The sequence below is a fragment of the Anabaena sp. FACHB-1391 genome (genome assembly GCF_014696755.1).
Taxonomy (GTDB): domain Bacteria; phylum Cyanobacteriota; class Cyanobacteriia; order Cyanobacteriales; family Nostocaceae; genus Dolichospermum; species Dolichospermum planctonicum.
In genome coordinates this window covers 1-23,708 of the sequence record NZ_JACJQS010000041.1, presented here as the reverse complement: position 1 = coordinate 23,708, position 23,708 = coordinate 1, and the positions used below count along the sequence as shown (strand labels likewise).

17 protein-coding genes, 1 tRNA gene and 1 pseudogene are annotated in these 23,708 nt (G+C 36.6%); 8 read left to right on the top strand and 11 right to left on the bottom strand.

What is annotated here, in order from left to right:
* Positions 1 to 115: 115 nt before the first annotated feature.
* From H6F62_RS17000 to H6F62_RS16980, 5 genes are all read left to right on the top strand, one after another.
* Entirely contained in the window at positions 116 to 481 is a 366-nt protein-coding gene (locus H6F62_RS17000) for a DUF1818 family protein (RefSeq protein ID WP_137907824.1), read from the top strand.
* 124 nt (positions 482 to 605) lie between these two features.
* A tRNA-Pro gene (locus H6F62_RS16995) sits at positions 606 to 679 on the top strand.
* 600 nt (positions 680 to 1,279) lie between these two features.
* Positions 1,280 to 1,777 carry a chemotaxis protein CheW gene (locus tag H6F62_RS16990; RefSeq protein WP_137907825.1) on the top strand — a complete coding sequence of 166 codons (498 nt, stop codon included), beginning with the start codon at positions 1,280 to 1,282 and terminating at the stop codon, positions 1,775 to 1,777.
* A 69-nt stretch (positions 1,778 to 1,846) separates the two neighbouring features.
* On the top strand, positions 1,847 to 3,883 hold the full coding sequence (locus H6F62_RS16985; RefSeq protein ID WP_137907826.1) for a methyl-accepting chemotaxis protein: 2,037 nt from the start codon (positions 1,847 to 1,849) through the stop codon (positions 3,881 to 3,883).
* 47 nt (positions 3,884 to 3,930) lie between these two features.
* Entirely contained in the window at positions 3,931 to 6,879 is a 2,949-nt protein-coding gene (locus H6F62_RS16980) for a response regulator (RefSeq protein ID WP_137907827.1), read from the top strand.
* Between the two features lie 316 nt (positions 6,880 to 7,195).
* On the opposite strand, the gene H6F62_RS16975 is transcribed toward H6F62_RS16980, so the two are convergent.
* The 7 genes from H6F62_RS16975 to H6F62_RS16950 all read right to left on the bottom strand — a co-directional run bounded on the left by H6F62_RS16975 (position 7,196) and on the right by H6F62_RS16950 (position 14,461).
* The gene (locus H6F62_RS16975; protein WP_137907828.1) at positions 7,196 to 9,352 is read right to left on the bottom strand and encodes a polyribonucleotide nucleotidyltransferase; all 2,157 of its coding nucleotides are present in this window, start codon (positions 9,350 to 9,352) and stop codon (positions 7,196 to 7,198) included.
* 268 nt (positions 9,353 to 9,620) lie between these two features.
* A complete protein-coding gene (locus H6F62_RS16970; protein WP_028090278.1) occupies positions 9,621 to 9,983 on the bottom strand; it encodes a DUF5615 family PIN-like protein in 363 nt (120 codons plus the stop codon).
* Positions 9,980 to 10,318, bottom strand: coding sequence for a DUF433 domain-containing protein (locus tag H6F62_RS16965; protein WP_028090279.1), 339 nt, complete (start codon positions 10,316 to 10,318; stop codon positions 9,980 to 9,982). Before H6F62_RS16965 ends, H6F62_RS16970 begins: the two co-directional genes overlap by 4 nt.
* Positions 10,319 to 10,440: 122 nt before the next feature.
* A complete protein-coding gene (locus tag H6F62_RS16960) occupies positions 10,441 to 11,121 on the bottom strand; it encodes a Uma2 family endonuclease (protein WP_190372543.1) in 681 nt (226 codons plus the stop codon).
* A 570-nt stretch (positions 11,122 to 11,691) separates the two neighbouring features.
* Complete coding sequence (locus tag H6F62_RS21265; protein WP_268904595.1) at positions 11,692 to 11,814, bottom strand: hypothetical protein; 123 nt, start codon at positions 11,812 to 11,814, stop codon at positions 11,692 to 11,694.
* Between the two features lie 61 nt (positions 11,815 to 11,875).
* Positions 11,876 to 13,591, bottom strand: coding sequence for a serine/threonine-protein kinase (locus H6F62_RS16955; protein ID WP_190372542.1), 1,716 nt, complete (start codon positions 13,589 to 13,591; stop codon positions 11,876 to 11,878).
* Positions 13,592 to 13,759: 168 nt separating this feature from the next.
* A complete protein-coding gene (locus tag H6F62_RS16950) occupies positions 13,760 to 14,461 on the bottom strand; it encodes a Uma2 family endonuclease (RefSeq protein WP_137907831.1) in 702 nt (233 codons plus the stop codon).
* Between the two features lie 384 nt (positions 14,462 to 14,845).
* Here H6F62_RS16950 and H6F62_RS16945 point away from each other — a divergent pair, with 384 nt between their 5' ends.
* The 3 genes from H6F62_RS16945 to H6F62_RS16935 all read left to right on the top strand — a co-directional run bounded on the left by H6F62_RS16945 (position 14,846) and on the right by H6F62_RS16935 (position 19,966).
* Entirely contained in the window at positions 14,846 to 18,049 is a 3,204-nt protein-coding gene (locus H6F62_RS16945; RefSeq protein WP_190372541.1) for a DEAD/DEAH box helicase, read from the top strand.
* 47 nt (positions 18,050 to 18,096) lie between these two features.
* The gene (locus tag H6F62_RS16940; RefSeq protein WP_190372540.1) at positions 18,097 to 19,059 is read left to right on the top strand and encodes a DUF4351 domain-containing protein; all 963 of its coding nucleotides are present in this window, start codon (positions 18,097 to 18,099) and stop codon (positions 19,057 to 19,059) included.
* A gap of 73 nt (positions 19,060 to 19,132) precedes the next feature.
* The gene (locus H6F62_RS16935; protein WP_137907834.1) at positions 19,133 to 19,966 is read left to right on the top strand and encodes an SWIM zinc finger family protein; all 834 of its coding nucleotides are present in this window, start codon (positions 19,133 to 19,135) and stop codon (positions 19,964 to 19,966) included.
* A 126-nt stretch (positions 19,967 to 20,092) separates the two neighbouring features.
* Here the strand turns inward: H6F62_RS16935 and H6F62_RS16930 are convergent, their stop codons facing one another.
* The 4 genes and pseudogenes from H6F62_RS16930 to H6F62_RS16915 form a co-directional block, all read right to left on the bottom strand.
* The gene (locus tag H6F62_RS16930; protein ID WP_236097112.1) at positions 20,093 to 20,629 is read right to left on the bottom strand and encodes a Uma2 family endonuclease; all 537 of its coding nucleotides are present in this window, start codon (positions 20,627 to 20,629) and stop codon (positions 20,093 to 20,095) included.
* A gap of 217 nt (positions 20,630 to 20,846) precedes the next feature.
* A complete protein-coding gene (locus H6F62_RS16925; RefSeq protein WP_190372539.1) occupies positions 20,847 to 21,836 on the bottom strand; it encodes a hypothetical protein in 990 nt (329 codons plus the stop codon).
* 182 nt (positions 21,837 to 22,018) lie between these two features.
* Positions 22,019 to 23,401 (bottom strand): photosystem II reaction center protein CP43, encoded by a 1,383-nt coding sequence (gene psbC / locus H6F62_RS16920; protein WP_137907836.1) that lies wholly within the window; start codon positions 23,399 to 23,401, stop codon positions 22,019 to 22,021.
* A pseudogene (locus H6F62_RS16915) lies at positions 23,385 to 23,708 on the bottom strand (photosystem II D2 protein (photosystem q(a) protein)); the annotation flags it as partial. The gene psbC and the pseudogene H6F62_RS16915, both read right to left, overlap by 17 nt.

Here is a 23,708-nt window from a genome sequence, read left to right as displayed (position 1 = left end):
ATCGCTACAAAATTATAGCATTTTGGATTTGAGATTTGAGATTTGGGTTAATTAACAGATTGCAACAGACTGATCAACAATAGTAGTAGTTTCAAAATATGTAGTTTATGTAGTTATGGAACGAGTTATCAAAAGTGGTACGGGTTGGCGCTTAGGTTGGAACCCAGATGCACTACAATTCAAAGGATTAGTTGGTACAGAAGATTGGGCGATTGAATTAACAGAAGCGGAATTAAATGAATTTTGTCGCCTTTTGCATCAGCTTGCAGATACTATGAAGCATCTAGCTATAGAATTAATGGAGGAAGAAAAAATTGCCTGTGAGGCGGAAAGTGATTTATTATGGATGGAGGTGGAAGGTTATCCCCAGTCCTACAATCTCCGCTTTATCCTGAATACAGGACGGGGTACAGAGGGTAAATGGGAAGCTGCTGCCGTGTCTGGTTTGTTGCAAGCAATAGGAATGCTAAAAGTTTTTTGAAAAACCCCTTGCCATTTTCCTTAACCTTATGATAGACTCGTTAGAGTGACTTAATTAGTTTTTAGACTCTCAAATTTGGTATAATCCCCACTCCAAAAGTCTAAAAATTTTAGGTTTATAGTTACGGGGCGTAGCGCAGCTTGGTAGCGCGCCACTTTGGGGTAGTGGAGGTCGTGGGTTCGAATCCCGCCGCTCCGATTTATGGAATTGGTAATCACACAGTTATTATATTTTTTGATGCTAATTTTTCTGGCAATTTTTGGCAGGAATAGTGGTAAAATAATTCACTGAGTTTTCTGTCAGATTTACAGCAGCTATCAGCAGTTAGCGGTCAGCAATCAAACCATGTAGCTGCAAGGCTTTGTGATTCAAACTTCTGCCTCATTCACTTGCAATATACTGTATTTCAAATTTATTTCAAATTAAAGCAGGCAAGATTCTCACCCCACAAGAGTTTGCTCAAATATCCATCAGCAGATCACAAGTGTTTGAGTCTACAATCTGGGTAATTTAAAATTCAAGTGTATTTAGAAGATGTTTTAAAAGTATTGGGCGAATCTATAAGGCTTTGCCACGACAAGAGCGAACGTTAGTACACAAACTAAATCTACCTGTATGGAATAATTAAAAATCAGTATCTTTAACCTGCGTAGAAGCGGTTTTTAATTGCTAAAAATTGTATTAATTTCTACTTGAGAAACATCCTTTTAGACGTGATTTGAAAAAATATTGATTTTGCAACTTGGAATTATCTTATAAAACCAAAATAAATTAATTTTAATAATCCTCGCTCCAGCCATGAAAAAATTGCAACTTGATTTTAACCATCAAGCCATATATAACAGTAGTGAAAATGGCTATCTTAAATTTCAACTCAATCAACAAACTGGTGCTATTTTATCCATTGCTCATACCCAAGAGGCAATTATTGTACCCATGACATCGGTGACAGCTATTCCCAATATGCCTGCTTGTATATTAGGATTGATGAATTGGCGCAGTCATATAATTTGGGTAGTTGATTTACCGAAAATGTTTAATTTAGAATACCTTGATCATCAGTTACATCAATATAATATCATTGTTATTCAAATAGAATCAATGATTCTAGGTTTAGTTGTCCAAGAAATTCAAGGAACAACTAAGTTTATTGCTGATGATATTCGTTCTCCTGTGGGACAAGTAGCATCTAGTTTAGTACCTTATTTATGTGGTTGTGTAGTGGAACAAGAAGAAATATTATTAGTATTGGATGCTGTACATATTTTAGAGTCGGCTATTCTCTGTGTTGACTAAAATTAATGCTTAATGCCTAGAAAATCGGGTTTAAATGTTTTTGTTTTATGGATTTAGTGTGAGGATAGTATGTTGAAGAAAAATGAAATCAGAAAAAGCGGTGATTCTCAAAATAAAGCACCTTTAATTTCTCCAGCCAAAGTTATTGATAGTCAGGGAGAAAATTCTAGTTACGCGCCGAATTTGGATCATGGATTGAAATTGAAATATTTACGCGAATTTAAATTGAGTATAAAAGCCATCATTTTATCTTTAGTTATTGGGACTTTACCGATATTGGGAATTGGGGCGATAGCTTATATTTTTGGTAGCAAGTTGATTACTAAACAAATTATTATATCCCAAGAAACTAAGGCAATGAGCTTAAGTGATGAGGTTAATAGTTTTATGGGAAAACGCTATGAAGATATTCAGGGATTGTCTAATATAAAATTATTAAGTGATTCTAGTAACGCAAAAACAGAAAAATCTAGCAAAAAAGACAAAATTGATATCAGCAGAATTAATATAAAAACACAAGAAGCCTTAGATAGCTTGAGAAAAACTGGTAAGGTTTATGATAGCGTGGCTGTATTTGATCTCAATGGAAAAGTGATTATGAAATCAGGAGGAGAATCTCTAAGTCCAGAAAAAAAACTGATCTATTTCCAAGAGGTAATTAAACAAGATACCCCTATTATTAGTCAACCAGAAATAGTTAAAAATATAGGCGCGGTGATTTATGTAGCTGCACCAATTAAAGATAGAGTCAAGGGTAATACTATTGGTATAGTCAGAACCCGTACACCTTTAAAATTTTTAGAAAAATTAGTCAAAAGTCATACAGATGATCGTGATAGCCAGGAATATTATTTTTTAGATGAAAAAGGGAGAATTTTGATAGGAACTAATCAAAATTTATTTGGTGAAGATACTCAGGATATTTATCCTAGTTTAGCTAAGGTTTTAGGTGCTAAAGATATTCAGACATTTACAGAAGTTTCCCAAAATCAGCAAAATCAGCAACTAATTACTTATGTACCATTGAGAAAATTATCAGATTCACCAGATATAAACTGGTGGTTAATTGTTGCTAAAGATACAGCGATCGCCTTTAAGCCACAAAAGGAATTTTTACTATTAATTGCTATTACAACCTCGGCAGTTGGGTTAATGATGACATTATTTGTAGGTTGGTTAGTCCGGGAGAATATAGAGATAAAAAAGTTAAAAGCAAATAGTAGATTAAACAATGATCAAGACACTGGAGAACGGCAGGATTTGCCAAATAATCTTCAGCATATTGTGAACCAAATTCAACAAGCTGTTGATGAAATAAATGTATTTCTTCAAAAATTAACCACAGAAGCAGTTATAGAATCTGAACAAAATAACCGTAGCTTAGAAACAATTGATAATATGACTATTGCTATTCAATCTATAGCTAATATAGCACAGCAAGCTGTCACAATTATTAACAATGCTAACTATGCAGCTACGGAAACTGGAGCAGCAATGGATTTAACATTGCAAAACATTTTTTTAGTCCAAGAAACAGTTTCGGAAATAGTTAAAAAAGTAAAACGCTTAGGAGAATCTTCTCAACAGATTTCTCGTGTAGTTTCTGTAATTAATCAAATTGCTATGCAAACTAATTTATTAGCAATTAATGCCGGAATTGAAGCGGCAAGAGCCGGGGAAGAGGGTCAAGGTTTCGCTGTAGTAGCGGAGGAAGTAGGAGAATTAGCCGCTAGAATTGCAACTGCAACCCAAGAAACTGAGGAAATAATTGCTAAAATTCAACGAGAAACTGGTGAAATAATACAAGGGATGACAACAGGAACTAATCAAGTGGTTGAAAGTAGCCATATTCTCAAAAATGCCAAGGAAAGCTTACAGCAAATTGTTAATGTATCAGGGCAAATAGATACCTTAGTGCAGTCAATTTTAAGTGCTACTACATCTCAAATACAAACATCAGAAATTGTTATTCAAACTGTTAAGGATATTACCAATATATCAACATTTAACCGTGATAATTACCGCCAAATTTCTCAATCTTTGCAAAAAGCAGTAGATATTTCTCAGCAGTTAAAAGAGACTGTTGAGACTTTTAAAGCTAATTGATATCCTGATTTTGAAATTAATAACTAATGACTAAGGAATAATAACTAATGACCAAAGATAAAGAATTGGAAATCCAGATGCAATTTTTGGAAGAAGCAACTGATTATCTCAACATTTTAGAAGGGATATTGTTGGGAATTGACAGCAGCAACCGCATGGAATTAGAAAAAATTAATGCTGCAATGCGAGCCGCTCATTCTATTAAAGGTGGGGCGGCCATGATGGGATTTAGTGTATTAAGTGATTTAGCTCACCGTCTAGAAGATGCTTTTAAGGTTTTAAAGACTGAGAAAAATTCTCTAGAACTCGATACCAATTTACAAAGTTTATTGCTATCTGGTGTTGATTGGTTACGACGCATTGTTGAATTACTTTCAAAGGGTAACAATTTAGATCATAGTCGGTTAAGAGAATCTTGTTACCCAATTTTTGATCAACTCTATGAGCGTTTAGGTGAGCCGTCTCCAGAGAATATTACAACATTACTATCATCAGAACTATCATCAGAAGATAATCAACTTATCCCTTTGTTGTTTGAAACTGAAGTTGAAGAATATTTAAAAATTCTAGAATCTCGATTAAAAAATAGTCATAAACCAGGATTAAGATCCGAATTACTAATCATGGCCACTGAGTTAGGTGGCTTAGGAGAAATGCTCCAGTTAAAAGCATTTACCCAACTATGTGAATCAGTGATTAATTACTTAGAAACCTATCCTCATCGCTGTGTAGAAATTGCTAATTTAGCTTTAGAATCATGGAGAAAGTCTCAAGCTTTAGTATTAAGTAATCAAGGGAATAATTTACCAATAAAAATTGACTTTTGTGAGTTTATTACTGATAATGTTGATAGTCATAAAGACCTATCATCAAATCCCCAAGATAATTTAGTAAATCAATCAAAAACTGTTAGTTATGATTGGCAATTATTAGCAGATATAGAACTACCTCCAGAAATTAACGCCGTCGAATTTGCTGATTTTGATAGGGTTTTGGATTCAAAAAATCCGCTCTTAGATATAGATTATAAATCTAATGAACAGCGCAAAGGAGATATTAATTTACCTCATAAAGAACGTGAAAATCATGAAAATACCGTGAGAATTTCAGGGAAACACTTAGAAAAAATTCATGATTTATTTGGAGAAATTATTATTCAAAAAAATGGGTTGAATGTGCAAATGGAAAGATTACGTAAATTGGTTCGTAGTCTAAATCAGCGAGTGCAAATTCTTGATCAAGAAAATCAAGAACTGCGGACGGCTTATGGAAAAATTATGACTCATAATCATCTGATAAATCATCATAATCAAGAAGCAGAAAACCACTTTTTAGAACAAGATTACTATCAGAAATTAGATGTCTTATCTCAGGATGTCATGGAAACTATTGTGCAAGTTGCAGAAGTTACAAGTGATATTCAATTAAGTGTTGATGATACAGACCAAATAGCGAGAAAACTGAATAAAACTTCTAAACAATTGCAAAGACAATTAACCCAGATGAGAATGCGTCCTTTCTCAGATTTAGTCGAGCGTTTTCCTAGAGCCATTAGAGATTTGAATGTGGAGTATGGAAAAAATGTGCAGTTAAGAATTGAAGGTGGTAATACTTTAATTGAAAGGAGCATTTTGGAAGCATTAAATGAGCCTTTAATGCACTTATTACGCAATGCTTTTGATCACGGAATCGAAGATCCTGTTACCCGTAAAATTCAAGGAAAACCTGAACAAGGGTTGATTGAAATAAAGGCATTTTACCATAGTAATCGGACGATGATTACTATCCGTGATGATGGTCAAGGTATTTCTTTAGACAAAATTCGTCACCGCGCTTTAAAAATGGGTTTAGATGATTCTTTATTAGCGAGTGCGAGTAATGAGGAACTACTATCATTGATTTTTGAACCAGGGTTTAGTACCTCAGAACAGGTAACAGCTTTATCTGGTCGGGGGGTGGGAATGGATGTAGTGCGTAATAACCTCAAAGTAGCGCGAGGAGATGTAAACGTTGATACTCAAAAAGGATTGGGGACGACAGTTACTTTATCAGTACCATTTACCTTATCAGTAGCGCGAATCTTATTAGTAGAGAGCGATGGACTACTCTTAGCATTTTATACAGATGTCATAGAGGAAATTTTCTTACTAGAAAATCAGCCAATCTTTCTCCAGGATGGTAAAGAATTGATTAAATGGCAAGATACGCAATTACCATTACTGCGTTTAAATAGTTACTTTGAGTTTAATTGCCCCCGCTCCAATAATCTAGAATTAGAAACTCCGCCCATAATTAATGCTATAAGTGTATTAATAGTCAAACATGACAATCAACAGGTTGCAGTGCAGGTAGAACGCTGCTGGGGTGAACAGGAAGTAGCTATTCGTCAAGTAGAAGGTAATATTCCTCTACCGAGCGGTTTTAATAACTGTACAATTCTGGGTGATGGTCGGGTAGTTCCCCTAGTTAATACTAATGATTTAGTGTTATGGATTACTAATTGTGAACCTCCCCATCTGAGTCGTAAGTTACCGACAACAAGATTACAAACTGCTTTCTTAAAACCCTCAAAAGTAGCAATTTCAACTAAACCCCCTCGTCAAAAAGGGAAAATTTTGATTGTGGATGACTCCATTAATGTGCGTCGGTACTTAGCCCTAACCCTAGAGAAAGGTGGGTATCAAGTAGAACAAGCAAAAGATGGTCAAGATGGCTTAGAAAAGCTAGAAAATGGGTTACAAGTCCAAGGGGTAATTTGCGACATTGAAATGCCCAGGATAGATGGTTATAGCTTTTTAGAGCGAATTAATGCTAATAGAGACTTGAGAGATATTCCTGTAATTATGCTGACATCTCGCAGTAGTAATAAACACCGTCAATTAGCGATGAAATTAGGGGCAAAAGCTTATTTTTCCAAGCCTTATAATGAGCAAGAATTATTACAGACATTAGCGGAGATAATTTTCCAGATAGCAGAAACAAAGTCATCAAATTAGTTCAAAAATCAAAAATCAGAATTATAAACCAATAAAATTTAGTTGAGCATTTTTTCTTCCCTCTGTGTCCTCTGTGCCTCTGTGGTTAGATAAAAAAGAGCTTTAGAGTATTAGAAATGATAAGCTGTACTGCATTTAATTTGTATAATTATAGCGGGCAGGAAGCCCGCACCACAAGATTTAGCCATATTAGGATTGTACAATCTAGCCGCGTAACAGCTTAAAAAAACACGACAGCGATGCCTACTAGCAAGGCATCGCGGATTTTAGATTTGTGATTCATCCGTAATCTAAAATCTAAAATCCAACAGAGGATTTAATGGTTTACCGCTGCTGCTTCTCGTGCTGCTGCTGCTTGATCTGGGTGAATACCCAAGCGTGTGAGGTTAATTCGACCTTTATTGTCAATTTCTCGCACTTTGACAATCACCTCATCACCAACAGCGACTTCATCTTCAACTTTACCAACGCGGTAGTCAGCAAGTTGAGAAATGTGAATCATGCCTTCTTTTCCGGGCAAAAATTCTACAAAAGCACCAATAGGTATAATCCGGGTCACACGACCGATATAAACATCACCTTCATGGAGTTTACGAGTCATGCCTTGAACAATGTTCCGCGCTTTCTTAGCCCTATTTTCATCAACTGCGGAAATAGTGACAGTACCATCATCTTGGATGTCAATTTTTGCACCAGTTTCTTCAGTGATGCCCTTAATGGTTTTACCACCAGGTCCAATGACTAGACCAATCATGTCAGGATCGATCTTAATTGTCAACAGGCGGGGGGCATAGGGTGAAGTTTCTTCTCTGGGGGTGTCAATAGTCTGGAGCATTTTTTCCAGAATGTGCAACCGCGCTGGTTTGGCTTGGTGGACAGCGTCGGCGATGACTTCTAAAGACAACCCGGATATTTTCATATCCATTTGCAAAGCGGTAATCCCAGTATCAGTACCGGCAACTTTGAAATCCATATCACCTAAAAAGTCTTCAATGCCCTGAATATCGGTAAGGATTCGCACTTCGTCTCCTTCCTTGATCAAGCCCATGGCTGCACCACTGACGGGTTTAGTAATTGGTACACCAGCATCCATCAAGGATAAACTAGAACCGCAAACTGAACCCATGGAAGTAGAACCGTTGGAAGAAAGCACCTCGGAAACTACGCGAATTACGTAGGGAAATTTATCTTTAGGTGGCAATACAGGCAACAATGCTCTTTCCGCTAATGCACCATGTCCGATTTCTCTTCTACCGGGGGCGCGTAAGGGTTTGGTTTCGCCGACGGAGAAGGGTGGGAAGTTATAGTGATGCAGATAACGTTTAGCTTGGTCTAGTTGCAAGTCATCGTTAAGATTTTGAGCGTCTCCAGGAGTACCAAGGGTACACATTGATAATACCTGAGTCAGTCCCCGGTTAAATAAACCACTACCATGTACCCGTTTGGGTATTATACCAACTCGACAAGATATGGGACGGACTTCATCAAGTTTACGCCCATCAACGCGCACATTATCTTCGATAATTTGACGGCGCATGAAGTATTTGGTAATGCTTTTAAAGGTATTACCAAGGGCGTTGGAGTCTGCTGTTGCGGCGATGCGAATGGGGTCTTCTTCTGATAAAGCTTTGATTTCATCAGATATACTATCCTTAACTGCATCTAAGGCAATATCACGATCAGTTTTAGTTAACTCAAATTGCGCTAATATTTTCTTAATCTCTTGATTAGCGCGATCGCGGATATAATTTTCTAAGGTCTGATCTGGTTCGGGTGGTGCTTCTTGCACAAGTTTTAAACCTAATTCATCCAGGAAATCTAATTGGGCTTGAATTAAATCCCGTACAGCTTCATAGCCAAAATCAATCGCTTCAATAATATCTCGCTCTGGCAATTGATTTGCACCGGCTTCCACCATGATCACCCCATCTGGTGAACCAGCCACGACTAAATCCAAATCTCCCGCTTCAATTTCTGCGTAGGTTGGGTTAATAATAAAATCATCACCCACTAAACCTACTCGCACAGCGGCCATTGGTCCATTAAATGGAATTTGGGCAATGAGGGTAGCAATTGAAGCACCTGTCACTGCTAACACATCGGGAGGGACTTGTTCATCCATGGACATAGTTAAGGCCACAACTTGCAAATCATCCCGTAACCAGGAAGGGAATAAGGGACGCAGCGGGCGGTCAATCAGACGACTGGTAAGAATTGCCTTTTCCGGTGGACGACCTTCCCGGCGCATAATTCCTCCGGGGATTCTTCCCGCCGCATACAGTCTTTCTTCATAATCTACCGTCAGTGGCAAAAAATCAACACCTTCCCTGGCTGCTGACCTTGTGGCTGTCACTAAAACAGTTGTATCCCCTGATTGTATCAAAACCGACCCACCTGCTTGGGGGGCTAGTAGGCCAACCGTCAGTCGAATATCCCGTCCATCAAAGGATATTGACTTTTCAAATTCTGCCATTCAGTTTTTTTTCCTTCTCTTACGCGTTTCTCACTCTGTGGCAATCCTAACATTTATGCAGTCTAGACGGCTTGTGTCATGAACAAACATAAAACAAAATTTCCTAAGTTAGCTGTACAGTGGGCTTTATATCTGGGTTTGTCATCTAAGTTATCTTTTTCAGAAGGATTTTATTATAGTTCATCAATCAATTAAGATGTAATTAACTGTATGGTAATTCCCAAAAAAGGAATGGTAAACCCAAGCTATATTACCAATTGAGTTATTTTTATGGTAAGGGTAAATAAATTATTCTATCTTGATATTCATTGTCTTCTGAAGCCAAAGCAACTAATATTAGTTCTTCTATATTTTCACCAATACTTAAATTTGGATTAAGGATGAAAATACCTGGTATATGGCGATTAATAGCAACATGATCATCTAAATGTACAGGCATGGAAGTTCGGTTATTTGTCACTAATACAAAATTATTTTTCTCACACCAACACAAAATTTCTGGATCTAATGTACCTTTTGAGGGTATATTCGCTTCTCCTATTACCTTAATCAAAATATCAGGTTCTCGTAATCTAATTTGATTTGGATATAGAGGATTAACATTTTCATCAATTAAATATTTTAAGGTCATGCTGGCTTTTTCGCTTGTCTGGCAATTCTGAGTTGGTGCAGTTTTTCCGACACTGGTGGGGGATTAAGTCTTTGTTGTTCTCTCATTTTATGACCATGTTCCATCCAGTTTTTTATGTAAGCGCTGACAGTTTCTTGATTTTGCAAATAATAAAGAATGGTCGCATATACTTGTTCTAAGGAAATTGATTTATATATTTGGGTAATTTCTTCTGGAGAACGTCCACAATCAATGTATTCATAAAGAATTGTTTCAATCCCAATACGTGAATCTTTTAGTCGGATGTCTTCCGGGGAGAGAAAGTTGAAATACTCTGTAATCTGTTTGGTAGTCATAGTTTTACCCATATTCATACTCAGTTCCATTATATCAGTTAGGTTGGTTGGTTTGATGCCAAGAAACTCAAGATTATTAAAGCTGTTGTTAGGTGGCGTTGTTACTTAACCCAGGAACGGGATTAAATTGTATCCGGATCTATATTTAATTCCCGCAATTTTGCTGCTAAACGTTCTGATTTTCTCGCTTCTTTTTCTGCGGTTTCTTCAGGTGTGGGAACTAGCTCTCCTGTTGGTGTAAAATATCGTAATAGTCCTTGATCAATTCCTAAATATAAACCTAGCTGACGACTCCACAAATGTCCTTGCTGATTTTCTTCTAGAGGTTGATATTCTCCGTCTACTAAATGAAAACCTGCAAATTCTAGCGTATAAGGGTCGAACCAAAAATAATCAGGTGTGCGGAAAGTATTTTGATAAAGTTCTTTTTTATATTCTTTATCTGTATTTGCTGTAGTTGGTGAAAGAATTTCTAAAATAAAATTAGGATATTTACCATCTTCTTCCCAAACAACCCAACTTTTCCGGGTTTTGCGTTCTGTTCCCAAGACCACAAAGAAATCAGGACCTCGGAAATATTCAGATTTTTTCTGATTAGGACTATAGTAAATGGTGAGATTTCCCGCAGTATAGAAATCATTTCTATCTTTCCATAACCATTTGAGACATTTAATTAAGAGCATAATTTGCTCTAGATGTAGTTCTGTTTCCACGGTCGGTTCATCACTATATAAGTCACTTGGGGGAAATATTACATCTTGGGAGATGTTTTCTTTGCATTCTAATTCTTGAGTAATCATCATGATATGATACCAAGTAGTTACTTATCGAGTATAGCATTGCGTAGGTTGGGTTGAGAAAAGCCAACATTATATTATTCTTTTGTTGGGTTGCGCTGTTGCTTAACCCAACCTACATGACTGGTTGGATAATAATTTGATATTTCTCATGCAAGGGAATGTATATTTTTAGCAAGGTTAATCATGGTTGTAATTTTAATTAGCATCTAATTCAATGTTAATTTAATTTGGTTATGTTTGTCAATATATTTTGTCTGAATCAGGTGGTTATCGAGCGAAGTCGAGATGATGTCCAGGATTAAAGGATTTACAGGATTTTTGTTTAGATTTGGATTTTGATGAGTTGAATAATTAAATATTTTTGTCTGAATCAGGATGTCCAGGATTAAAGGATTTACAGGATTTTTGTATGGATTTGGATTTTGATGAGTTGAATAATTAAATAATTGTGTGTTTCTCAAAGATAGTTCATTCAGAAAACAATTGAATTCCATATATCCTGGGATACGCCACGCTATCAGGCTTTGTTATCATCATTGACAGAATTGGTAGATTAATAGAATTTGGTGATCATTAAAAATATTTAATCTCTTCATCCTGTAAATCCTTAAATCCTGGGTATCCTGATTCAGACAATAAATATTTAATCCCTTCATCCTGTAAATCCTTAAATCCTGGATATCCTGATTCAGACATCTTCATTATATCTTTTGTTGGGTTGCGCTGTCGCTTAACCCAACTTACATGACTGACATTTTCACGGCTTAATTAAAGATTCCTCAGACTGACGATATTTAGCAATTAATTTACGTCTTTTTAAGGGTAGATAAAGTAGCATGAAAAGTGTGGTTAAACCTGTTCCAGTGAGTGCTAACAAAATAAATGAGTTAAAACCTATTATTATTCCCGTTCCTACACTAATTCCAGATCCTAATATGAGTAGTATTAGTATACTAGTAAACAAGTTTTTGTCCTCTTTAATCGTAAGCACAGCTATACCTACAGCCATATACACAGCCGCACCCACAGCCATACCTACAGCCGCACCCACAGCCATACCTACAGCCGTACCTACAGCCACAGCCACACTTAGAGGCACACCCTCATCCATAACCTCATCCGCAGCCACACGCTTAGCCACACGCTCACTAGCTCCCTGAATTAGCAAGTAAATAAACATTATACAGCCGCACACCACGCCGAATACATAATTAGATATTGTCACATAAGGTATGCTCCAAGTTATGGACATGGCTACCACCACAACCAGTAAAAACGCAATTAAAAAAGATTGCCAATCAAATTTTATCTTCTCAATGGGTAAAGCCGCCGTTTGTACCTTCACCGTTAAAGTATGACTGGCTGGATAAGCATTACCATGAAGAATTAATTGACGTTTATACTGCTTATCCGCCATTAATTTACTCGTATCTACCTGAACCTGAAAACGAATATGATTGCTGCTAAACTGAGCAGGTTTAACCGAAATCCAAGCATGATGATCTGGTGTATGGGGAGGGTCATGAGGATGGGGTGCAACTTCCCATTTACCTTCTAATAAAGTATCTGGTATGGGATTTTCAATAGTAATAAGCCTACTTAATTTTTCCCCCAGCCTATTCGCTTTAAACTCCAAAACTGTTTCACTAAAATCAACTGCTGGTACACGAATAACATCAAGGGGTTTGAGTGATTCTAAAGCTAATTCTGCATTAGTAAATCGGTCTTTTTGTTTCGGTTGTACCATTTTTTCCAACCAACCGATAAACCGCAAACTCAACCGGGGTAAAAGATGACGGAAATTAATTAAATAAGGATCGTCTGCATCTTGTAATTCATCTATTTTTGTGGACTTAATTCCTGTTAATAAACAGATTAAAGTTGCACCCAAAGCATACAAATCTGTAGCATTTGTCGGTTTAAACATTTGCTCTGGGGGAATAAAACCAGGAGTTCCTTTAAATACACTACTTCCAGCCACATCATGACTACCAATACGAGCAAAACCAAAGTCAATTAAATAGACATTGATTTGTTCATCTACTAAAATGTTTTCTGGTTTAATATCCCGATGAATTACCGACGGTATCCGATTTTGTAAATATACCAGAATTTCTAATATCTTAACTGCAATTTGTTTAATTTCTGCTGGTGAAAAGCTGCGAGGTTCTGCTAAAGTAGAAGCATGAATATACTCTTGAACTAGACAAAAACCATCGGCGGTTTCAAAAGAATGCAAATAACTGGGAATACCAGGATGATTTAATCCCTTAAGTACCTGTATTTCTCGTGCGTGGGCTTCTGAACCAGACCAACTTGAACCCGCTTGAGCAAAACAAAACTGTTTGATTACTTCTGGTTGCTTTGTGTTAAGATTTGTTGCTAACCAAGTAATTCTACCACCTTCGCGGTTGCGTCCTAATTCTCTAATAACCTCATAGCCTTGTGCTTGAAAATCTGGGTAGATGCTCATACTTCTCAGAGGTAACAAGTATAGTAGTATATTTTAATATTACCATAATCTGCATGAGTTTTGCCTGTGTGCAAAATGTACCGTGATTTAGAATCGCCTGAGTTAGTATGAATTTAGACTTTTAAAAAAACCTCTTAAGTTAAGCAACAGAGTAACCCAGCAACAGGATTAAATTGTATCAGGATCTATATTTAATTCCCGCAATTTTGCTGCTAAACGTTCTGATTTTCTCGCTTCTTTTTCTGCTCTTTTAGTTTCCTGTTCTGCGGTTTCTTCAGGTGTAGGAACTAGCTCCCCTTCTGCTGTAAAATACCGTAATAGTCCTTGATCAATTCCTAAATATAAACCTAGCTGACGACTCCATAAATGTCCTTGCTGATTTTCTTCTAGAGGTTGATATTCTCCGTCTACTAAATGAAAACCTGCAAATTCTAGTGTATAAGGGTCGAACCAAAAATAATCCGGTGTGCGGAAAGTATTTTGATAAAGTTCTTTTTTGTATTCTCTATCTGTATTTGCTGTAGTTGGTGAAAGAATTTCTAAAATGAAATTAGGATATTTACCATCTTCTTCCCAAACCACCCAACTTTTCCGGGTTTTGCGTTCTGTTCCCAAGACCACAAAGAAATCAGGACCTCGGAAATATTCAGATTTTTTCTGATTAGGACTATAGTAAATGGTGAGATTTCCCGCAGCATAGAAATCATTTCTATCTTTCCATAACCATTCTAGACATTTGAAAAGTAGAATTATTTGTCTTAGATGTAGTTCTGTTTCCACGGTCGGTTCATCACTATATAAATCACTTGGGGGAAATATTACATCTTGGGAGATGTTTTCTTTGCATTCTAATTCTTGAGTAATCATCATGATATGATACCAAGTAGTTATTTGTTGATTATAGCATTGAATGTATTAATCCTGAAAATCCTTTAATTCTCAGTAGTTGTTAAAAACTTGGGCGACTAGAAGTCGCGCCTACACAGTCAAAACCCATCTGCATGGGTTTAAAAATATTAATTTTTCTGTTAGTCCACCTGGGTGGACTTTGTTTGTGTAGTAGCGATTTATAATCGCCGACAAGTTTTATCTCTTAACTCAAAATGCGAGATAATAGAGATAAGCTGAAAAACCTTTAAGTTGCATAATTCGGGCGGGCAGGATGCCCACCCCACAAAAGTTTTACTTGTAGGCAATATGCAAGTTAAATGTTCAACAGCTTAAGAATTAAAAAAATAATTAGTATATTCAAACATGGCAATTTTACACGGAACTTGGGTAATAAATCATCAAAATAGCTATTTCTTTATTTGGGGGGAAATTTGGCGTTCTTCACAGGTGCATACTGAAGTATCTGCTGAAATTTATTTACACCCATTGGCTATGACATCAGGGGAATTAAATGAATGGTTAGAAACATCTAATTTGTCAATTGCTAATTTAATTCAGCCAAATACTACTAATAAACAAAGAATTAAAGGTCAACCAACAACAGAAATCAAATTACCTATTCACTCACAAATAATTTCTTTACCAACTGATTTTGTAGAGAGTAATAAATCTGAATTAACAACAATTTCTCCAGTTTATTCTGTCGGTGTTGATATAAACTACTCATCTTCACAATATTTACATCCTTGGAAAATTGAGGGTTTTTGTCTTACTCCAGCATTAGCAATTCAATTTCTTAGCTCTTTACCTCTGAGTCCAAATGACAGTAAAGCAGCTTTATTAGGAGCAGATATTCATTTCTGGGTACATATTTTTAGATGGCATTTAGATTTGATTTCTCGGTGTAAATTTCTGCCAAATATTGAGAAAAAAGATAGCAATTTAGTTGCCAAATGGCAGGTACTTTTAGATAGTGCGATAGATGTCACTAGATTAGAAAAATTTGCCTCAAAAATACCTTTAGCTTGTCGAACCTATCAACAAAATATCGAAAATCTCGCAATTGATTTACCATTATTACCTCAAGAATTAATATTATCATTCCTCAATCACATTACAGATCATCAATTGCGGTTAATGGTTGGTTCTCAATCTCCCCTTGAACCGAGAATCATGATGTCTTTACCTACCGTATTACAGCAATGGTTAAAAGGATTAATTCATGAAAATAATAACGAAAATAATACAATTAATGGGGCAGGAGGAGAACGTTTAAAAACTACTTTAAAAGCCTGGACTTTACCCTTACAATATCAACTTACAGGGAAAGCATTATTTAGAACTTGTTTCCAATTAATTCCTCCAGAAAATCAAGAACCAAATTGGACTTTAAAGTATTTTCTGCAAGCAGTAGATAACCCGGAATTTTTAATAGAAGCAGCGATAATTTGGCAGCAACCTGTAGAAAAATTAGTTTATCAACATCGGACAATTGAACAACCTCAAGAAACCTTTTTACGAGGTTTGGGTTTGGCTTCTCGATTGTATCCTATAATTACTTCAAGTTTAGAAACTGCATCTCCCGAATTTTGCCACCTGACTCCTACAGAAGCTTATGAATTTATCAAAGCTATAATTTGGAGATTTGAAGATAGCGGTTTAGGAGTAATTTTACCTCCTAGTTTAGCAAATCGGGAAGGGTGGGCAAACCGTTTAGGGTTAAAAATTAGTGCCGAAAGTCCTCAACAAAAATCAGGACGTTTAGGTTTACAAAGTTTATTAAACTTTCAATGGCAATTAGCAATTGGTGGACAAACAATTTCTAAAATTGAGTTTGATAAATTGGTAAAATTAAATAGTCCTTTAGTAGAAATTAATGGTGAATGGGTAGAATTACGTCCCCAAGATATCAAAACCGCCCAAAACTTTTTTAGTTCCCGTAAGGAACAAATGTCTCTTTGTCTAGAAGATGCTTTACGTATTAGTAAAGGAGATACTCAAGTTATTGAAAAATTACCTGTTGTTAGTTTTGAAGCTACGGGTGCGTTAGAGGAATTAATTGGGGCATTAACTAATAATCAAGAAATTCAAACTTTACCAACTCCTGGCAATTTTACCGGACAATTAAGACCTTATCAAGAACGTGGTGTAGCTTGGTTAGCGTTTTTAGAAAGATGGGGTTTGGGCGCTTGTTTAGCGGACGATATGGGATTAGGTAAAACCATTCAATTCATCGCTTTTATACTTCATCTCAAAGAAGAAAATGTTTTAGAAAAACCAACTTTATTAGTTTGTCCTACTTCAGTTATGGGCAATTGGCAAAAGGAAGTAAGTAAATTTGCTCCGACTCTCAAGGTTTTAGAATATCATGGTGATAAACGTCCTAAAGGTAAAGCATTTACGGAAACTGTTAATAAACATGATTTAGTTATTACTAGCTATGCACTCATTCACCGCGATATTAAACTTTTAAAAACCGTTGAATGGCAAATAATTGTTTTAGACGAAGCCCAAAATATAAAAAATTCAGAATCTAAACAATCCCAAGCAGTTCGACAGTTAGAAACTACATTTCGTATTGCTTTAACCGGAACACCTGTAGAAAATAGATTACAAGAATTATGGTCTATTTTAGATTTCCTGAATCCCGGTTATTTAGGTAATAAACAATTTTTTCAAAGACGGTTTGCTATGCCTATTGAAAAGTATGGTGATACTGCTTCTTTAAATCAATTACGTTCTTTAGTGCAACCTTTTATTTTACGAAGATTAAAAACTGATAAAGATATTATTCAAGACCTGCCAGAAAAGCAAGAAATGACTGTTTTTTGTGGTTTAACTTCTGAACAGGCTACAATATATCAACAATTAGTAGATCAATCTTTAGTAGAGATTGAATCTGCGGAAGGTTTACAACGTCGGGGTATGATTTTAGGATTATTAGTGAAGTTAAAACAAATCTGTAATCATCCTGCCCAATATTTAAAATTAGCAACTTTAGAAAAACATCATTCTGGTAAATTACAAAGATTAGAAGAAATGTTAGATGAGGTTGTGGCAGAAGGAGACCGGGCTTTAATTTTCACACAATTTGCTGAATGGGGTAAGTTATTAAAACCTTATTTAGAAAATAGATTAGGACGAGAAATATTCTTTTTATATGGTAGCACCAGTAAAAAACAAAGAGAGGAAATGATTGATAGATTTCAACATGACCCGCAAGGACCACCAATTATGATTTTATCATTAAAAGCTGGTGGTGTGGGTTTAAATTTAACTAGAGCAAATCATGTTTTTCACTTTGATAGATGGTGGAATCCCGCAGTGGAAAATCAAGCTACAGATAGAGTATTTAGAATTGGTCAAACTCGCAATGTTCAAGTCCATAAATTTGTTTGTACAGGAACTTTAGAAGAGAAAATTAATGATATGATTGAAAGTAAAAAGCAATTAGCAGAACAAGTTGTAGGTGCAGGAGAAGATTGGTTAACAGAAATGGATACTGATCAATTAAGAAATTTGTTAATATTAGATCGTCATGCAATCATTGAAGAAGATGAAGTTTAAAAAACCGTTGGTTCTTAAATCATGTAAATCCTAACTTAGATAAAAATATGAAAGAAAACATAGACCATGACCGCTTATTCAAAGAACTAATATCAACCTTTTTCATAGAATTTATAGAATTATTCTTTCCTCAAGTCCTTGAATATATAGACACGGAATCAATTATATTCTTGGACAAGGAAATATTTACTGATGTTACTGCAGGAGATAAATATGAAACCGACCTGATAGCCAAAGCTAAATTTTTAGGTCAACTTTCTTATTTTGTGATTCATATTGAGGCAGAATCAGGTGCAAGACCGAAATTTAATCAAAGAATGTTTCGTTATTTTGCCAGATTAGATGAAAAATTGGACTTACCAATATATCCGATAGTGATATTTTCCTACGACTCACCGAAAACCGTAGCTGTGAATAACTATCAAATCAACTTTCCTGATTTTGAGGTGCTAAAATTTAATTATCAGGTGGTGCAACTAAATCAACTCAACTGGAGAGACTTTTTAACCCGTCAAAATCCAGTTGCATCGGCTTTGATGTCGAAAATGAGCATAGCACCAGAAGATAGGCCAAAGGTCAAAGCAGAATGTTTAAGGTTATTAGTCACCTTAAAATTAAATCCAGCCAAAATGCAATTGATATCAGGTTTTATTGACACATATTTGAGATTGAATAAAATTGAAGAAGATAAATTTCAAATAGAAGTAGGTACATTAATAACAGAGGAAAAGGAGGAAGTTATGCAAATTGTTACCAGTTGGATGGAAGAAGGAATTGAAAAAGGAATTGAAAAGGGAATTGAAAAAGGAATTGAAAGGGGAATTGAAAGGGGAATTGAAAGGGAAAAAAATTTAATTATTCGTCAAATTAATAGGAAATTTGGACAGATTGATCTAGAATTAGAAACCAAAATTAGAAGTTTAAATATAGAAATTATTGAAGCTTTGGGAGAGGCAATATTTGATTTAGATGATGTAGAGGATTTGCGAAATTGGTTAGAGAATTGTTGATACATGAGTTTTCAATGATACTTTGAATAAATGGAGAAGGTCTATTGCTAACACCACAAAAAGATGAAAGATTATGAGTAACGAAACCTTACAAGCAAGTCGGGAATGGTGGTCACAAAGATGGTTAGATTTACTGGATTCTTACCGATTTAAAAAGCGCTTAGAACGGGCAAGAAATTATTCTCGAGGAGGAAATGTTCTGAGTATTAAATTTAAGGCTGGGAAGGTATTAGCTAGAGTGCAGGGTAGTGAAGTAGAACCTTATAAAGTGTCTTTATCTCTTGATGCTTTTAGTGATGAAGAATGGGGTTATATTGTGGAAACAATGTCCCAAAAAGCGATTTTTGCCGCTAAATTATTAGCAGGAGAAATGCCACAAAATATCGAGGAAGTTTTTATCAGTAACGGTTTATCATTATTTCCCTTTACTCTGACTGATGTTCACAGTAAATGTTCTTGTCCTGATAAAGCTGTTCCTTGTAAACATATCGGTGCGGTATATTATCAATTAGGCGATCGCTTTAGTGAAGATCCTTTTGTATTATTTCAACTACGTGGACGTACAAAAGAGCAAATTATCAGTGATTTACGTCAATTACGCAGCAGTAAAAATGTAGAAACAACTCAAGAAACATCGGAAATGCAACCAGAAGTTTCTGAACATCAATATCCCGTTAAAATAGATGATTTTTGGCGATATAATCAGCCGTTAGAATCATCTTTAGTGGTAATTTCACCTGCTGTGACTGAAACAGTATTAGATGTATTAGGAACAATTCCTTTAGCAAAAGATGAGGAAAATACAACTAATTTACCTGCGGGTGAATTAGTAATGAAATATTTACAAGCAGTGTATAAAGATGTAAGTCAAAAGGCATTTTTAGCAGCAATGAATGTAGGATCATAAGTTTTTATTCTTTCTTTCACTTTTTACTCCTTACCCATTCCCTCACTGCTTTTCTAATTGCTCGTCTACCAGCCCGATTTTGCTCAATCAATTTTGGTAAATCTCGAATTTTTAAACTAGGAAATACTAAACTTCTCTCAGATTCCAAATATTCACCAGATTGCAAAAGATACAGCAAGTAGCTTTGAGTGAGGTACACCTTGTGCGGGCAAGATGCCCGCACCACAAGAGTTTTATTATTAATATTTGTACTTCATAAGATCGGGAACTGCTGTAAATTGTCAATTCACCAGAATCATAACACCAAATCTCAGGAACTTCCAAACGAGCATAAATAGGAAACCGATTTAAAGACTTATTGCTAACATCAATTTCTAAAGCTAAATCCGGAGGTGGATCTTTTTGCAAATCTAAATCTAACCTACCCCTAACTAAGGGTTCATTTTGAAAATAAAAACAATTATCAGCTTCAATTCCTGCCATTTTGCGTTCTCGCTTCCAGGTTGTTGAACCTAAACTTTCATAGTTTAAATCCAACTTTTCAGCGATATCTTTAACTGCATCACTAATTACTTCTTTATATTGTTCATGTTCTGGTAAAGGTGTCATAATTTCTAAATTTCCATCATCATAAGCTACTCTAGCCGCCCGATTTTCTCCCAAATCTTGCAGCAGATTCTCAAATTGTTACCAACCGATGTTATAAAGCATAACTCTATCAGCGCGATGTTTGGTTATTATCATTTGTATATCTCAGCATAAAATCCAAGTTAATTTAATTATAGCAAGTGACAATTCAGATTTTTTTAGGGTGTATCAAATCTGATAAGTCTGTAATAATAAACAGATTTTAAACAACTGACACACCCTAAATCTTTATCTAAAATTGATAAGAAACACCAAGAGAAAAAACAGGATAAATATTCAACCAATTAAGGTCATCCTGTACTTTTTTCCTTTCTGCTTCGATGTCAGTATTAATTTGCTGTTGTAAAGCGGGTGTTGCACCTGTACCAAATCCAGGTGTTATTTCTACTTTTGGAGATCCGGCAAACATTACACCCAAATTTGTGGAAAATCCCCAACGTTTACCAGGTTTCACGGCATTACCCCAACCAATACCAATATACGGTGCGACACTATTGCCGAAAGAAACTTTGGTTTTCACTGATGTAAGCACAGTTGTGGAGTTATAGTCTGTACCATTGATATTAATTGTTACACCATTATTGGGTTTCCCAGTTCCTTCTATATTATTGTCCTGAAATACCAAGCCTCCAGTCAAACGGAAACCACCATTTTTCCAAGGATGGTAGTCAGCGAGGGTGGATATATTCAACAGGTTGAGATCGGCTTTATAATCAACATCAGACAAGTTAATATCTCTACTTATACCTAAGCCATTAACCCCAACTTTAGCATTAATATTAGGTGTAATAGATTTGGTGACTGTTGCACCCACACCTAATGTACTAATTTCTGGTGTGATTGCCCAACCGCGAGTTTTTGCAGAAGTTTCACTCTTTTCCTCCGTAGGTTTAGGTTTAACTTCCTCTGGTTTTGTTACTGGTGTGGTGACAGGTTGATTAGTACAGCGGGAATTTAAAGGGTAATTTTTACAAAATACATCTAAATCCAGTGGTCTTCTGGCCAGTAAATCACCAGCACTGTAAGTGAAAGTTCCTGCTTGAGGAGGAGTCTCAGTTTTTTCAGGAGTAATTGATGTGGCAATAACCTCATTTGTGACTACTGGCTGGATGACTGATTCTGCAACAACTTCTTTAGCAATGACCATCTGATTGATTGATGTTCCCATGACTAAACCAACCGCGACTGTCAATACAGACGTACCGAATTTGAAACCGTTCATTATCTGATGTTTAGTAAAATTTATTTGTTACGTTACATATTATATCAAATGTTTAAAATACCAAAAAAAATATGAAAAAAATATAAAAAAAATATGAAAAAAATATAAAAAAAGCTCTTGCTGTGACACAAGAGCTATAAAAAGTATGATATTGTCAGTGATGAAATAGAGATGAAAACAACCTAGTCGAGGTCATTCATAAACATCACTGGTTCTGTTTCCCGGTTAATACCTTTCTCGAAACCACCAGAAGCAGCGCGGGCGCGGCCTGCGTGCCACAAGTGACCAACAAGGAAGAAGAATCCTAAAACGAAGTGTGAACAAGCTAACCAAGCGCGTGGAGACACATAGTTAAAGGAGTTAATTTCGGTAGCCACACCACCTACAGAGTTCAAAGAACCCAGTGGAGCGTGTGTCATGTATTCAGCAGCACGACGAGCTTGCCAAGGCTGAATGTCGTTCTTGATTTTTTCCAAGTCCAGACCGTTAGGACCACGGAGAGGCTCTAACCAAGGTCCTTTGAAATCCCAGAAACGCATGGTTTCACCACCGAAGATGATTTCTCCTGTAGGAGAGCGCATCAAGTATTTACCTAGACCGGTAGGACCTTGAGCAGAACCGACGTTAGCACCTAAGCGTTGGTCACGAATCAAGAAGGTTAAAGCTTGTGCTTGAGAAGCTTCAGGACCAGTAGGACCGAAGAATTCGCTAGGGTATGCAGTGTTGTTATACCAAACCATGACGGAAGCGATAAAGCCCATCATAGAAAGAGCGCCTAAGCTATAGGAAAGGTAAGCTTCACCAGACCAGATAAAAGCACGACGCGCCCAAGCAAAAGGCTTGGTGAAGATATGCCAAATACCACCGGAAATACAAATTAAAGCAATCCAGATGTGACCGCCAATAACATCTTCCATGTTATCAACGCTGATAATCCAGCCTTCGCCACCGAAGGGAGCTTTCAAAAGATAACCGAAGATAATAGCTGGGTTGAGTGTGGGGTTAGTAATCACACGCACATCACCACCACCTGGAGCCCAGGTATCATAAACTCCACCGAAGAACATAGCCTTCAGCACCAACAACAACGCACCACAGCCTAAGATAATCAGGTGGAAGCCGATGATGTTGGTCATCTTGTTCTTGTCTTTCCAGTCGTAACCAAAGAAAGAAGAATATTCTTCTAAGGTTTCAGGACCGCGAACGGCATGATAAATACCACCAAAACCTAAAACGGCCGAGGAAATAAGGTGAAGTACACCGGAGACGAAATAGGGGAAGGTGTCAATAACTTCACCACCCGCACCAACGCCCCAACCAAGTGTGGCGAGGTGAGGGAGAAGAATCAAGCCCTGTTCGTACATGGGCTTTTCGGGAACGAAGTGAGCAACTTCAAATAAGGTCATTGCTCCAGCCCAGAAGACAATCAAACCAGCATGGGCTACGTGAGCGCCAAGTAGTTTACCAGATAAGTTGATTAAACGGGCGTTACCAGACCACCAAGCGAAACCGCTGGATTCTTGGTCGCGTCCACCACTAATGACTCTATTAGAGAGCGTTACCACGTGGTAATACCTCCTCGGGGAATATAAATTGTTCGTGGGGTTGATCTTGAGGAGCCATCCAAGCGCGGATACCCTCATTCAGTAAAATGTTTTTGGTATAGAAAGTTTCAAACTCTGGGTCTTCTGCTGCCCGTAATTCTTGGGAAACGAAGTCATAAGCCCGCAAGTTTAATGCTAAACCCACAATACCAACTGCACTCATCCACAAGCCTGTAACTGGTACAAACAACATGAAGAAGTGTAACCAACGTTTGTTGGAGAAAGCAATCCCGAAAATCTGTGACCAGAAACGGTTTGCTGTCACCAT

Bases quoted from the DNA above. Each gene is read 5' to 3' on its own strand.
- H6F62_RS16975 (WP_137907828.1), bottom strand. From the start codon at position 9,352: ATGGCAGAATTTGAAAAGTCAATATCCTTTGATGGACGGGATATTCGA.
- H6F62_RS21265 (WP_268904595.1), bottom strand. From the start codon at position 11,814: ATGTCTGAATCAGGATATCCAGGATTTAAGGATTTACAGGATGAAGGG.
- H6F62_RS16990 (WP_137907825.1), top strand. From the start codon at position 1,280: ATGAAAAAATTGCAACTTGATTTTAACCATCAAGCCATATATAACAGT.
- H6F62_RS16955 (WP_190372542.1), bottom strand. From the start codon at position 13,591: ATGAGCATCTACCCAGATTTTCAAGCACAAGGCTATGAGGTTATTAGA.
- H6F62_RS16965 (WP_028090279.1), bottom strand. From the start codon at position 10,318: ATGACTACCAAACAGATTACAGAGTATTTCAACTTTCTCTCCCCGGAA.
- H6F62_RS16970 (WP_028090278.1), bottom strand. From the start codon at position 9,983: ATGACCTTAAAATATTTAATTGATGAAAATGTTAATCCTCTATATCCA.
- H6F62_RS16980 (WP_137907827.1), top strand. From the start codon at position 3,931: ATGACCAAAGATAAAGAATTGGAAATCCAGATGCAATTTTTGGAAGAA.
- H6F62_RS16935 (WP_137907834.1), top strand. From the start codon at position 19,133: ATGAGTAACGAAACCTTACAAGCAAGTCGGGAATGGTGGTCACAAAGA.
- H6F62_RS16925 (WP_190372539.1), bottom strand. From the start codon at position 21,836: ATGAACGGTTTCAAATTCGGTACGTCTGTATTGACAGTCGCGGTTGGT.
- H6F62_RS16945 (WP_190372541.1), top strand. From the start codon at position 14,846: ATGGCAATTTTACACGGAACTTGGGTAATAAATCATCAAAATAGCTAT.
- H6F62_RS16950 (WP_137907831.1), bottom strand. From the start codon at position 14,461: ATGATGATTACTCAAGAATTAGAATGCAAAGAAAACATCTCCCAAGAT.
- H6F62_RS16960 (WP_190372543.1), bottom strand. From the start codon at position 11,121: ATGATGATTACTCAAGAATTAGAATGCAAAGAAAACATCTCCCAAGAT.
- H6F62_RS16985 (WP_137907826.1), top strand. From the start codon at position 1,847: ATGTTGAAGAAAAATGAAATCAGAAAAAGCGGTGATTCTCAAAATAAA.
- H6F62_RS16940 (WP_190372540.1), top strand. From the start codon at position 18,097: ATGAAAGAAAACATAGACCATGACCGCTTATTCAAAGAACTAATATCA.
- H6F62_RS17000 (WP_137907824.1), top strand. From the start codon at position 116: ATGGAACGAGTTATCAAAAGTGGTACGGGTTGGCGCTTAGGTTGGAAC.